Source organism: Pseudoalteromonas sp. MER144-MNA-CIBAN-0113 (assembly GCF_040308965.1).
Classification (GTDB): Bacteria; Pseudomonadota; Gammaproteobacteria; order Enterobacterales; family Alteromonadaceae; genus Pseudoalteromonas; species Pseudoalteromonas tetraodonis.
The window spans coordinates 1-13,572 of record NZ_JBEOOG010000025.1 but is presented as its reverse complement, the minus strand read 5'-3'; the positions used below and the strand labels follow the sequence as shown (position 1 = coordinate 13,572).

At 41.8% G+C, this 13,572-nt stretch carries 14 protein-coding genes; 1 reads left to right on the top strand and 13 read right to left on the bottom strand.

Annotation, left to right across the window (positions count from 1 at the left end; all coding sequences use genetic code 11):
- From fliO to AAEY57_RS08630, 13 genes are all read right to left on the bottom strand, one after another.
- Positions 1-384, bottom strand: a complete 384-nt coding sequence (fliO, locus tag AAEY57_RS08690) for a flagellar biosynthetic protein FliO (protein WP_024602027.1) — start codon at positions 382-384, stop codon at positions 1-3.
- Complete coding sequence (gene fliN, locus AAEY57_RS08685) at positions 381-779, bottom strand: flagellar motor switch protein FliN (RefSeq protein WP_013465554.1); 399 nt, start codon at positions 777-779, stop codon at positions 381-383. The genes fliO and fliN overlap by 4 nt, the downstream gene beginning before the upstream one ends.
- A gap of 20 nt (positions 780-799) precedes the next feature.
- Complete coding sequence (gene fliM, locus AAEY57_RS08680; protein WP_010387912.1) at positions 800-1,891, bottom strand: flagellar motor switch protein FliM; 1,092 nt, start codon at positions 1,889-1,891, stop codon at positions 800-802.
- Between the two features lie 9 nt (positions 1,892-1,900).
- Positions 1,901-2,428 carry a flagellar basal body-associated protein FliL gene (gene fliL / locus AAEY57_RS08675; RefSeq protein ID WP_013465555.1) on the bottom strand — a complete coding sequence of 176 codons (528 nt, stop codon included), beginning with the start codon at positions 2,426-2,428 and terminating at the stop codon, positions 1,901-1,903.
- Positions 2,429-2,485: 57 nt separating this feature from the next.
- Complete coding sequence (locus AAEY57_RS08670; protein WP_024602026.1) at positions 2,486-4,297, bottom strand: flagellar hook-length control protein FliK; 1,812 nt, start codon at positions 4,295-4,297, stop codon at positions 2,486-2,488.
- Between the two features lie 87 nt (positions 4,298-4,384).
- Positions 4,385-4,831, bottom strand: a complete 447-nt coding sequence (gene fliJ / locus AAEY57_RS08665) for a flagellar export protein FliJ (protein ID WP_024602025.1) — start codon at positions 4,829-4,831, stop codon at positions 4,385-4,387.
- Positions 4,831-6,165 (bottom strand): flagellar protein export ATPase FliI, encoded by a 1,335-nt coding sequence (gene fliI / locus AAEY57_RS08660; protein ID WP_008112184.1) that lies wholly within the window; start codon positions 6,163-6,165, stop codon positions 4,831-4,833. The genes fliJ and fliI overlap by 1 nt, the downstream gene beginning before the upstream one ends.
- 18 nt (positions 6,166-6,183) lie before the next feature.
- Positions 6,184-6,987: a flagellar assembly protein FliH gene (fliH, locus tag AAEY57_RS08655; RefSeq protein WP_350607483.1), complete on the bottom strand. Its 804-nt coding sequence runs from the start codon at positions 6,985-6,987 to the stop codon at positions 6,184-6,186.
- Between the two features lie 3 nt (positions 6,988-6,990).
- Entirely contained in the window at positions 6,991-8,031 is a 1,041-nt protein-coding gene (fliG, locus tag AAEY57_RS08650) for a flagellar motor switch protein FliG (protein ID WP_013465559.1), read from the bottom strand.
- Positions 8,024-9,739: a flagellar basal-body MS-ring/collar protein FliF gene (gene fliF / locus AAEY57_RS08645; protein ID WP_008112179.1), complete on the bottom strand. Its 1,716-nt coding sequence runs from the start codon at positions 9,737-9,739 to the stop codon at positions 8,024-8,026. Before fliF ends, fliG begins: the two co-directional genes overlap by 8 nt.
- Before the next feature lie 20 nt (positions 9,740-9,759).
- Positions 9,760-10,092: a flagellar hook-basal body complex protein FliE gene (gene fliE, locus AAEY57_RS08640; protein WP_008112177.1), complete on the bottom strand. Its 333-nt coding sequence runs from the start codon at positions 10,090-10,092 to the stop codon at positions 9,760-9,762.
- 157 nt (positions 10,093-10,249) lie between these two features.
- Positions 10,250-11,674 (bottom strand): sigma-54-dependent transcriptional regulator, encoded by a 1,425-nt coding sequence (locus tag AAEY57_RS08635; RefSeq protein WP_350607479.1) that lies wholly within the window; start codon positions 11,672-11,674, stop codon positions 10,250-10,252.
- Entirely contained in the window at positions 11,671-12,783 is a 1,113-nt protein-coding gene (locus tag AAEY57_RS08630; RefSeq protein WP_008112173.1) for a sensor histidine kinase, read from the bottom strand. The genes AAEY57_RS08635 and AAEY57_RS08630 overlap by 4 nt, the downstream gene beginning before the upstream one ends.
- Positions 12,784-12,912: 129 nt before the next feature.
- Between AAEY57_RS08630 and AAEY57_RS08625 the strand changes: the two genes are divergently transcribed.
- On the top strand, positions 12,913-13,515 hold the full coding sequence (locus AAEY57_RS08625) for a DNA-3-methyladenine glycosylase I (protein ID WP_096038657.1): 603 nt from the start codon (positions 12,913-12,915) through the stop codon (positions 13,513-13,515).
- Positions 13,516-13,572 lie beyond the last annotated feature (57 nt).

Genomic DNA, 13,572 nt, shown 5'->3' with positions numbered 1-13,572 from the left:
TTAGTTCTTTTTATTTTGATTAAGTTGCGGATTCAACATTTTGCCAAACCGCTTCGCTAATTCTGGTAACTCTTTTTCTGTTAGGGGGGTTTCTAACTTGTGTAGATAATTAATACTGTGTGGAGTAACCCCTAATAGGTGCTGTGCATTATCTATTTCAACCACCATTAAGCGCTCACGTGATCCCAACGGAAGACTGCGGATCACTTTAAACTCATCGTTATTGGTTAAATTTGGATTGAGCTTTTTTACAAAAAAAGCCAACACTAAAATTAACACCACAACCATACCCAAAGATAACACCATGGATACGATATCTGTGGTCGGTGTTGCAGCATCTGTTGCTGCAAACACCGAATTGCTTAAACTGGCTAGTGCTATCATCGTAACTTTTTGATCCGTTCAACCTGGCTAATTACATCCGTTAAACGAATACCGAACTTATCGTTCACCACAACCACTTCGCCATGCGCAATCAAAGTACCATTAACTAAAACATCGAGCGGTTCGCCGGCAACCCTGTCAAGCTCAACGACCGAACCTTGGTTAAGTTGTAATAAATTACGAATATTAATTTTAGAACGCCCTACTTCCATAGAAATAGTAACGGGAATATCTAAAATAGTATCGAGTTTACGTTTTTCTTCACCGCTGAGTTCATGCTTTGAATCATCAAGCTCATCAAGCTCGGTTACTTTGACCTCAGGACTATCGTCAGTGCCTTCAGCTTCAGCAAGTGCTGCTGCCCATTCGTCCATTGTATCTTGATCATCGCTCATACTTTTAACCTTTTAATCAATTACCAGTCTAAGTCTACACCGTTTGAAAGGTGTAAATCATCTTCTAGTTCTGCTAATTCTGCATCTGAATCAATTTTTTTGCCGCCTTTGGTAAAGACATGCAGCTCAGATTTAACTGAATCAGGGCGTTTAATTTTTTCACTAATTTGTAGCGCAACGTTATCGCGTGAACGACCCATTTTAGCTCTAAATGTAGGGAGTTCTTCCACAAATACGGTAATATGCTCAGGCATTTCAACTGGAATTATATCCCCAGCTTTGAGCTCCATTATTTGTTTTAAGCTTAAATCAACTTCAAGTAGCTGGGTCGATAAATCGACTTCTACGTCCATTATTTCGTCACGAAGCGCCTTACTCCAACGTAAATCGGTATCTTCAGTATCAGACTGAACACCCGCATCCAATAGCTCTCTGATAGGTTCGAGCATTGAATAAGGTAGCGCAATATGAAAGTCTCCCCCGCCACCATCCAGCTCAATATGAAAAGAGCTGATAACCACTACTTCGGTTGGGCTAACAATATTAGCCATCGCAGGGTTTACCTCAGAATCGAGGTACTCGAACGACACATCCATCACCGGTGCCCATGCTTCTTTGTAATCTTCAAAGATTATTTTCAGCAGCATTTGCACGATTCGGCGTTCTGTTGGGGTAAATTCACGTCCTTCAATTTTGGCATGATAACGGCCATCGCCACCAAAGAAGTTGTCTACCAGTATAAATACTAAGCGTGCTTCCATGGTAATAAGGCCGGTGCCTTTTAGTGGGCGAAAACGCACCATATTCAAACTCGTTGGTACAAACAAGGTATGTATGTACTCACCAAACTTGATCATTTGCACGCCGTTAATTGACACCTCAGCGGTGCGGCGCATCATGTTAAATAAGCTGATTCGCATGTGACGGGCAAATCGCTCGTTAACAATTTCAAGTGTCGGCATGCGACCACGCACGATGCGATCTTGCGAAGAAAAGTCGTACTGTAGTGTACTTCCCTCACCATCTTCACCGTCGTGTATATCTTCCTCTTCGACTTCATCGACACCATGTAATAGCGCATCAATTTCGTCTTGGGATAATAAATCGCTCACACTGGCCCCTTATTGCATCACAAAGCCGGTAAATAGTACCCGCTCAATTACTTTATTCCCTTCAACATCCATCATAGCGGCCTGTACTTTATCAAGTGCAGTAAAACGCAGTGTTTCTTTGCCTACACTGGTGCTAAGTTCATCAGCCGTTGTCATGGAAAATACACTCAGGAGTGTGCCTTCAATCAGTGGAATGTGTTTTTTAGCCGTTTCTTCATTACCATCGCCGCGCACTAATAATTGCACTTTAATCTGTACAATTCTATCGCGACTAGCCCCTGGCACATTAAAAATAAATGGTCTAGGCATCGCAACATATAAAGCACTGCCAACCGTTGCCGAAGAACTTGTTGGCGCAGCAGCTACCTCACCATTGGCAGCATCATCTGCAAGGGTTTCTACTGGCTCATCACCACCTGATAATAAAAAGTACCCTGCCACAGCGCCAACAATAAGTAATACAGCGGCAATAATTATTATGAGTTTGCTTTTACTTTTACTGACTTCTTCTATTTCTAAATTAGTATCTTCAGCCATTGTGTTTCCTTTATTTGCAAAGGTATTTGCTTGTTTTAACTATTATAATAGCAGGACTTAGGCATAGTAATCTATTGATGATGACGTTTGTTGTCCAGAACCCTGTATTTGTTTATCTGGTTGCTCACTATTTGTCTCATCTGTAGAGCGATTATTAGCCATTTGCCCTTGTGCATCACCTTCTTGTTGCTGTGCTTGCTCACCTGAGGAATCACCGTAAGAAATACTGCTTTCACCTAGTTCTAAACCTTGCTGCATCAGCATTTCTCTAAGCCTAGGTAACGACTGCTCCAGCGCTTCTTTGGCTTGCTGGTTTTGCACTACAAAGTTGATTTGTGCTTGTTCAGCATCACTTCTAATACGAATTTGCATGCTGCCCATTTCTGGCGGATCTAGGCGAATTTCAGCTTCTTTATTATTAATACTTAACATTGAGCTAACCCGCTCTTGTAGCATTTTAGCCGCATCACTTTTAATAATGTTTAAAGCCTGTAACGTGGCAGGATCAATGCTTACTTGTTTCGCTTGTGCTGTACTTTGTAACTGTCCTGCTTGCAAGCTTTGCGCTTCAATAATAGCTTGTTCGTACCCTAAAGTATCGTATTTAGCGAGACTACTAAGCGACTGTTTGTCAAATATATTAATGATCTGAGAGAAAATTTGTGCTGCACGCGGTGGCATTTGCTCAGCATTAGTGCCGCGCATGCTCTCTTTTTGTAATGCGTCTAACTGTTTGGCAAGCTCTTCAGGGTTATCAGCTACCGATTTTGAACTCTCTAATTTTAGCTCAGGTTTTACATTGGCTGATTCAGTACCAGCCTGTGCTTTTGGCGCTATTGCTCCCGCCAAAGCATTATTTGAAAATAGTGGCTTATCTTTGGCGCTAAACAAGCTGTCCGCGTTAATCGCGGTCTCTAAATCACTGATTACTCCTTTTAGCGAGGTAAGTTCTTTCGTTGATAAAGATTCATTTTTAACGTAACCCTGCAACTGATTGAGTAAGGCCTGTTTTTCTGAGGTAGTTAACGTACTTATTTGTGCATTAATGGTCTGCTGAGGTGTTTGCGGCTTCTCACTTTCACTCACATACTTACTGAGTAATTGCTTTAAATCCGCTAGGTTATCTTTATTAATTGGCTTGCTCATCGCATTAAGCTCAGTGGCTAATTCACCTTGCTGAGCAGGTGTTAAATTTGCCAATAATTTATCTGCTTTAATGGCATTATCATCTTTTGATAACAGCGCCAAAATTGATGAGTCTAATGATGATTTTACGGTTGTGGTATCAGTCGGCTTATCGGCCACCTTATCTGTTGCTAATTGGCTTGAAACAACATCGCCTTTTTGACTCGCATTAACAGCTGCTAGCGCTTTTGTGTCAAGCAGTGTCGGCTCACCTTCGCCTTTTCCTGCTAAATTAGCACCTTGTACATTTTGTGTTTGTGGAATGATTTCATCATCCATAACGGCATCACTTGGCAAATTAATAACAATAGGTGCAAGCTTATCTTCAGGCTTGATGTTTATTTTGACACCGTCTTTATCTATTAACTGTGCACCGCCATGAGGGGGATTTTTTACTGAGGTATCGATTACCTGTGCCGCATTAATTTGCGCCAGCATATCTTCACCGCTCAAAGGCTTATCTTCGCTAGTTTGCTCTTTTAAGTCGGATGGTTCATCTGATGATTGTTTTTGTGGCGCTTTGGCTTGCGCCCCTTGTGTTTCAGAAGCTTGACTAGCAAGAGCTAATTGATCAAAAAAGCCAGCATCATTACTGCTATCTAGCTTTGTTTTATCACTGTCTTTTTTAACTAAGTATGAGTCTTGCTCAGATACCGCTAACATTGAAATATCATTTATCGCCATAAATCACCTAATAAAAGCGGCAACAGCCCACCGCACAATCCTAAAAATCATTGCTCTTATAGAATCTAAGCAATTAACATGCCTACCTTATAGCGCTTTATTCCTTTGATAAAACTGATTTGAGGAAAATTCATCGAGCATTTTTTGCTCACTTTTAGCGGCCAACATATCCGCTTTTATCTGTTGTTTTTCAATTAACTTAGCAACCGCTTTCGCTTTTACTTGTTGCTTTAACCACAAGGTTTTACGCTGGCTAACCACCTGCTTTGCAGTGTTAACAGTGCTTGCTTGTTGACGTATCGCTTCTTCAATCTTAGCAATGAATGCATGATACTGACTAAATCCGGCACTTGATAAACCCGACTGCCCCTTAATATGAAGTTGCTGCGTGTATTCAAGTCGAAAGTCATTTAAGCCCTGCAGCTTTTGCTGATTTACTTGCAAATTTTGATTAGCTTGCAAGTAGCTCATGCGCAACGTTTCTTCTTTTTCGTTTTCAAGCCTGAGCAACAAATGCAGTTTATTTTTTGCCATTATGCTTGTCCTAATAATTGCGCGAGCCCTTGAAGGCCATCATCATAGCTAATCACATCACGCATCCCTTGTTGTAAAAATGCGTTCACTCTTGGCATCATGTTTATTGCCTGATCGAGCATTTGATCACTGCCTTTTTGATAAGCGCCCAAGGTGATCATGTCTTTGTTCTGTTGATACATAGAATATACCTGTTTAAGCACCCGAGCTTGTTGCATGTGCGATTCAGACACCACTTGAGGCATAACTCGAGAAATCGATTTTTCTATGTCAATGGCAGGATAATGGCCGCTGTCGGCTAAATCACGAGATAAAACAATATGTCCGTCAAGTATGGCACGTGCAGCATCAGCAATCGGGTCTTGCATGTCATCGCCTTCACTCAGTACGGTAAAAAAGGCAGTAATAGAGCCTTGCCCTTCCCCGCCATTACCCGCTCTTTCCACCAGCGCAGGTAATTTAGCAAATACTGAAGGTGGGTAACCTTTTGTTGCAGGGGGCTCACCTACAGCCAGGGCGATTTCACGCTGTGCCATAGCATAACGCGTCACCGAGTCGAGTAATAACAATACGTTTAAACCTTGATCTCGAAAATACTCTGCAATGGTTACCGCACTTTCGCAGCCTTTTAATCGCATTAATGGTGAGGCATCAGCGGGGGCTGCAACAACAACTGAACGTTTACGCCCTTCAACACCCAGTATTTCTTCAATAAATTCTTTTACTTCTCGACCACGCTCACCGACTAAACCCACTACAATCACATCGGCTTCACTGCCTCGGGTCATCATGCCTAATAATACTGATTTACCCACACCAGAGCCTGCAAATAAGCCCATGCGCTGGCCTTGGCCGACAGTAATCACCGAGTTAATAGCACGTACCCCCACATCCATAGGCTTACTAATGGGGCGTCTTGCAAGAGGGTTTATTGCATTTTGAGCAAATTTGAGTGTATGTTCTGCATTAATTTTACCTAAGCCATCTAAAGGTCTGCCTAAGCCGTCTACCACTCGACCAAGTAAGCTCATGCCAACAGGCAAACCTGTGTCATTAACTTGGGGGATAACTCGCGCACCAGGAAGTACGCCTGAAATGTGGTCGTTAGGCATTAAATACAAAGTTTGATCGTTAAATCCAACAATTTCAGCGTCAACAAAGCCGTTCATTGTTTCAATTTTACATTGGCTGCCTACCGGAGCGCGCAAACCTTTGGCTTCCAGTGTTAAACCAACCACACGGGTTAAAACGCCCGCAACTGCAGGCGCTGGAATTTTAATATGTCGTTGGTATTGAGATAAGCGTTCGCTTAATGAAGTATCGCTCACAGACATGACACGCCAATAAAAAAGTTAGATACAACTATTATGCAAAAAGCTATCCAACGTTTCTTTGACACGGGTTTTCAAGGTCATATCTAAAGATGATAACGTTGTTTTAACTTCACAACCGCCCCGCTCTAGAGTGGGTTCTGCAATTAATTGCCAATGATTATCTTCAATAGCTTGTTCACCATAACTGGCTTTTATCAGCGTTAAGTCATCTGGATGAAGATGAATTCGAACTTTTTCTTGTTCTGCATTAAGTGCATCAATGCTTTTTTTCAAAGTATGTAAAATAATATCAGGTGATGTTTTTACTTCTTGATAAATAATCGCTTCACTGAGCATAGTGGCTAGCTGTACCAGCTGTTTTTCTGCTTGCTCGTCCACTTTTTTAAGCGGGTCGCTTAAACTATCTAGTAAGCCACGCAGGCTGGTCAACTGCTCATCAATTAAGGGTTTAACGTCTTCTTGGCCTTGTGTTTTACCCAGCTCTACACCTTCTTTGTAACCCGCCTCTTTACCCTCGGTTACGCCTTTGTCAAAGCCATCTATATAGCCTTGTTCGTGCCCTTGTTTAAGGCCTTCTTCGTAGGCATCTTGGCGAATACGCTCCAGCTCTACCATAGTTAATGAAGGCAGCTCTGGTTCTTCCGGTTCTTCTACTTGTTCTTTTGCTATTTCTTTACGGTATAGCTCGGCTAAGGGTGTGCCATAAGCCGTAGAGCGATTGCGAAAGCTTCGCTCATCGGGAGCAACATCAGGAATTGGCCAATTTTTTAATAACTCATCAGCTTCATCTGCATGTAACGGGCGACCTTTAGAGTGACTCATAGGTTATAAGAACTCCTCACCACCGCCACCACCAAGCATAATTTCACCTGAATCAGAAAGGCGACGTGCTGTTGATAAAATTTCTTTTTGCGCCGCTTCTACTTCACTAATGCGCACAGGAGCCATAGCTTCTAAATCATCAGCGAGCATTTCAGCGGCACGTTTTGACATGTTACCCAAAATTTTCTCTTTAAGGGCATCGTCGGTCCCTTTAATGGCTTTCATTAATACATCTTGCGGCACTTCACGCAGGATTGCTTGAATGCCTCTGTCGTCTACATCCATTAAGTTTTCGAAGACAAACATTAAGTCTTGAATTTGTTGCGACATTTCTTCGTCATGCTCACGGATTGAATCCATTAACTGCCCTTCAACATTGGTATCGAGGTAGTTCATGATATCTGCCGCAGCTTTTAAGCCACCCATTTTCGCAGCTTGTGCACCCGCTTGACCGGCAAATTGTTTTTCCATAATTTCATTCAATTCTTGCAATGCTGCCGGTTGTACTTCTTCTAAATTAGCAATACGCATGGTTAAATCGAGGCGCACTTTTTCAGGAAATTGCGCTAAAATTTCAGCCGACTGTTCAGGCTCTAGGTAAGAGAGAACAATTGTTTGAATTTGTGGATGCTCATTACGAATAATGTTAGCCACCTGTTTAGAGTCCATCCATTTTAATGAATCAAGCCCTTTAGCGCCTGAACCCATCACTATTTGGTCTATCAAGCTGGCGGCTTTATCTTCACCTAATGCGGCTGTAAGTGCTTTTTTGATGAAGTCTTCAGACTGAAAACCTATCGTACTAAAGCTTTGAATTTGTTCAATAAATAAATTATGAACCGCGCTAATTTTAGCTTGTGACAAATCATCGATTGCCGCCATGGCCATACCGACCTTTTGCACTTGTTTTGGCTCTAAGTGCTTTAGGATTTGCGCTGCATCTTCTTCAGTTAAGCTCAGCAATAATATCGCGGCTTTATCTACACCATCAAGTTTATCAACATCAAACGCTTGAGGTAGTTGTTTTTGTTCTTGATCAGTCATCTTCTGTTAACCACGCTTTCACTACTTGTGATGATAGTTCTGGTTCATTGGCTACAAGGGCACGAACCGCTTTGAGTAAGTCTTCGTCGCCGTGTAGGTCTGGTAAGCGTAGTGTACCATCGCTTGAGAAGCCAACAGAAGCAGAATCAAAGTCATTATTTAGCATATCTAATGTGCTGTCACCAAGATCAACACCTGAACTAAGAGAATCTTCATCGTATTCTTCAAGTGTATTATCTGGGTAGATTAAGCGTTTAAGCATAGGTTTAACGACAGCTAAAATCAGTACAATAATAACCAGTGCACCTAATACTAAGCGCATCATTTTCATAAACCAATCTTGTTCCCATAAAGGCAACTCAAAATCAAGCGCTGAGTCTTCACGAACAAATGGTACGGTCACTACTTCAAGTGCATCGCCACGTTGCATATCAAAGCCTACGCCACCTTGTAACAAGCGACGAATATTTGACAGGGCTTCAACCGAGCGTGGCGTCATAGTTGTTTCACCATTTTCACCCACCGTAGGCAGGTAATCAACCGCAACAGAGACGCTTATTCTGCGGATCACTCCAGTTTGCTGACGCTTATGTGAAATAGTGGTATCGAGTTCATAGTTACGAGTGGCTTCTTTGTGAGTTCTACTCGGTGAGGTTGCAGTGCCTGCACCGCCCGCCATCGCATCTTCAGGAATAGTTGAGTTAACTGGTGGCTGATTAGTCAGCGCGCCTGGAATACCAACCGCTAGGCCACCAATATTATTTTCTTCAAAGGTCGTTTCACTTCTTACCGCAGGTAAATCTGGGTTGTAACGTTTTTGTGTTTCTTCTACCGCACTAAAGTCCATACTTAAATCTACTTGTGCGGTGTAATTACCTAATCCAACCACGGGGATCAAAATACTGTCGATTTTTTCTAGGTATTCTTGCTCACGTTTACGTTCTATATCGTATTCTTTACGCGAGCGTGCAGCTAAAGAGGTTTGCGAGCCTGAATTTAATAAACGACCATTTTGATCGGTCACAGTAACGCGCGAAGGCTCAAGCCCTTGTACCGCTGAAGCTATCATATCAACAACCGAGTCAACTTCTTCGCCATCTAGAGAGCGACCGCGTTTAAGAGTAAGTACAACAGTTGCAGAGGGTTTTTTCTCTCTACGGGCAAATACATTTTCTTTGGGAATAGCTAACAATACTTTGGCGCGAGTAACATTATTTAGCTCTTCTATAGTACGGGCAAGTTGTTGCTCACGGCCATGTTTAAGGCGCTCACGTTCTAAACGTTGGCTTACCCCAAACCCCATGTCTTGCATAATAATGTCGCTACCTGATGTAGGCCCTTGATCTAAACCTTCACGGGTCATCAATAACTTGATATTTTGATATTCAGTTTCATCCACCGAGACCACATTGCCATCAAGTTGGTAGTCAATTTTTTGTGCATCTAAAAAGTCGAGTGTTTCTATTAACTCTTCAGTTTGCATTTTACCTAAAGGGCGCATATCTGGCTGACGAGCCCAAATAATAACGAAAATAGCAATGGCTAAACAAATAGCTAATGCAACAATCAGGGTAATTTGACGTAAAACATCAACACCGCCAAGGGCACTGAAATAGCCTGATTTTTGCTCTTGTTGATCTTCGTTTTCACTTTGCTCCATCATGCCATCAGCAAGTGCCAGATCTGTAGATTGATTAGATTGCGCCACAATAATTCTCCACTACCTAATTAAACAGGCATGTTCATAATTTCTTTGTAAGATTCAACAAGCTTATTACGAACCTGTACCGTAGCTTCAAATGCCACAGAAGACTTTTGCGAAGCAATCATTGCTTCAGCAAGCGATACGCTTCTGTCGCCATTCTCTACCGCTTTTACTTTTTGCCCTGCGTCTTGCTGAAGTTCATGCACTGTATTAAGGGCATTACTCAACATGTCACCAAACTGTGCTGTAGAGGTTGATTGCACTTGCGTTGGCAAGTTATTAACTTGATTACTACGTGTGGCCTCTGCAGCCATTGATTGCATTTCTTGAAATAAAGCACTGTTTTGAATTTTCATAATTGTCTCTGATAATGCAGTAAACTCTTAAAGAGAATAAAGCACAAAACATGCCAAAAATTAAAATCAATTAAAACAACGCTTTAAGTAAAATAATTAAGCAGTCAGAGTTTTGACAGCCCTAAATTCAAGTGATTGAACTTAGGGCTTATGGGGGTTATGCTGGGAGGGAAATACCTAAATCACGCATTTGTGCTAATTTGTAGCGTAAAGTACGCGGGCTAATACCTAAGGTTTCGGCGACCTCTTTACGTTTTCCTTGGCAGCGTGCCAAGGTTTCTAAAATAATACGATGTTCTTTATCTTTAAGCTCATCTTTGTAACTACCAGTATCGACGGCTAACAAATCATTTTTTTGCTCATCTGCAGGCGCTGCTTTTTCATCATAATAAGCGTTACTGAGACTACTTTTTACAGGCTCAATGTCAGCTTTAGTTTCTGCCAAAAAATGCGTTGGAGCTAGATTTTCGATAAAAATTGCATGCTCATCAATAGTACTGCCACTGCGTAAAATTAAAGCGCGTTGGATAACGTTATCCAGTTCACGAACATTACCCGGCCAGCTATGGCTAAGCAGTTTTTGTTCAGCGCTTGTATCTAGGTACGCCATTGGCTCTTTACTTTTACTTAAATGGCGTTCAATTAAGTGTTTCGCCAGCACAATAATATCACCTGGGCGTTCACACAGAGGCCGCCACAGCAAAGGGAAAACATTAAGTCGATAATATAAATCTTCGCGGAACTGATTATCAGCAACCGCTTCTTTTAACTCTCGGTTACTTGTGGCAAGCACACGTACATCCAGTGCAATGGTTTTACGACCACCTAAACGCTCAACTTCACGCTCTTGTAGTACACGTAACAGCTTGGCTTGCAGGCCTAAATCCATTTCGGTGATTTCATCAAGTAAAATAGTACCGCCCTGTGCTTGTTCAAACTTACCAGGGCAAGCTTGAATAGCACCGGTAAACGCGCCTTTCTCATAACCAAATAAAGTGGCTTCGAGCATATTTTCAGGAATAGCAGCACAGTTAATCGCAACAAACGGTTCATTACAGCGTTTTGATTTGTCATGAATATAACGCGCCAGTACTTCTTTACCAGAGCCACTTGGCCCAAGCACCATCACACTGGCATCTGAACGAGCAACTTTATTAGCAAGTTCGAGTAATTGAATACTACTAGGATCGGCGACAATGGGCCCGTCTGTTTCTTTTTCTTTTTCTGGTAAGTAACGACTCACCATATTCAATAGCACTTCTGGTGCAAATGGCTTAGCCATATAATCAATCGCGCCTAAACGCATTGCCTCAACCGCATCATCAATGGTGGCATAGGCTGTCATCATCAGTACGGGTAAATCAGGGTGATTTAATTTAATACTACGTAATAAATCTAGGCCACTCATTGCGCCCATTTGCACATCACTGACCACCAGTGAAAATACGTCTTTTTTTAATAGCAACATGGCTTGCTCAGCACTATTGGCGGCCATACAGGCTATACCTGACATTTCAAGCGTATCAATTAATGCTTCACGAAGTCCGGCGTCATCTTCTACAACTAAAATAGTGTTACTCATTGTGACTCCCCTAATTTAGATGTGACACTAATAGGTAGCAACATACTAAAAATTGCTCCCCCTTGTGGGTTGTTGTTTGCTTCAACACGTCCCTGATGTGCACTGGCCACTGAACTTACAACGGCAAGTCCTAAACCAGTACCTTGGCTTTTAGTGGTATAAAAGGGTTCAAATATTTTTTCGCTTTGCGCTAAGTCAATCCCAGGGCCATTATCACTAACACTAATGCGGACATAATCAGGGTCTTGCGTATCACGCAAAGCACTAAGATGTACTTGTGCACCACTGCCAATGACTTGAATACTATTATGAATTAGGTTTTGAATTGCGCTTGCCAATGCTGTTTTGTTACCCATAATTTCAATATCGGGTTCAGGTAAGCTCACATTTAATTCGCTATCATTGAGCGCTACCATAGCATCGGCACCGGCTTTAACTTCACTTAGTAGCTGTTGCATCGACACTTGCTCAACAACTTGCTGATCACCACTTTTAGCAAATAACAGCATGTCGTTTACTTGGGTTTCTAAATCTTTTAAACGTGACATTAATTTAGTATGAAAACTGCCGCGAGAAGCTTCGGGTAAGCGTTTTGAGCCTAAATTTGCAGCATACAACATAGCCGCTGATAACGGTGTGCGTACTTGATGAGCCAAAGACGCCACCATTTTACCTAAGGCACTTAAACGCTGCATATGCGCGACTCGCTTTTGTAAGCGTCGGGTTTCGGTTAAATCGGTCATTAGTATAAGTTGCCCAGGCTCAGGCGCGAGTGCAGTAATATCGAGCTTTATTAAGCGTCCATCTTTTAACGACACTTCATGACCATCATCTTGATGAGGACGAAATGAGCGCTGAATAACGCTAAACCACTTCTCTCCTTCTAATGGCTCGCCGAGCATATCGATAGCTATTTGGTTTGCCTTAGCGATCATTCCTTTACCATCAAGTACAATCACGCCCGCAGGCATGGTATCAACCAGATGAGAGAGCCAACTTGCTTGTTGACGCAAATCACTCAACTCACCAACATACTCCTCTTGCAGTAAACATGGGTTATACTGATTAGCAGAAATAAACTGAGGTTTTAGCACACTTGCAAGGGCCATAATCAACTCTCTAAAATAATGTAGATACACTGGATAATGCACAATATGTACCAAAATTATTTCCTTATAATATCAACAATTTAAACAGTTAAAATACGTGCCGTAAAAATGACGCGCTAAGGAATAAGCATGAAAGAAGAAGCTCAGTATCGCTGTCCATGGTTAGATACAACAAAACCTGACTATGTAGAATATCATGATCATGAATGGGGCGTCCCTGTGTATGACGATCAACTACTTTTTGAGTTTTTAACATTAGAATCGGCACAAGCAGGACTCAGCTGGTATACCATATTAAAAAAGCGTGAGAATTATAAAAATGCCTTCGCCAACTTTGATGTACACAAAGTAGCGGCCTTTACTGAACACGATATAGAAAAATTAATGCAAAATGCGGGCATAGTTCGCAACCGCTTAAAAATTGTCGCAACAATTAATAACGCAAAATGCTTTATTACTATTCAAGAAGAGTTTGGCAGTTTTAGTGATTATCAGTGGCGATTTGTTGGTAATAAACCTCAGGTAAACGATTTAGAGACGCTTGCGGATTACCCTGCAGTTACTGAGGCATCGACGTTATTTGCAAAAGATTTAAAAAAGCGCGGTTTTAAGTTTTTAGGCCCAACCACAGTGTATGCCTACATGCAGGCCTGTGGAATGGTTAACGATCATAGTAATAATTGCTTTAGAAAAGAAGAAGTTAAAAAGTTAGGGTTAAAGGTTAAAGGTTAAAGGTTAAAGGTTAAAGGTTAAAGGTTAAAGGTTAAAGGTTAAAGGTTAAAGGTTAAA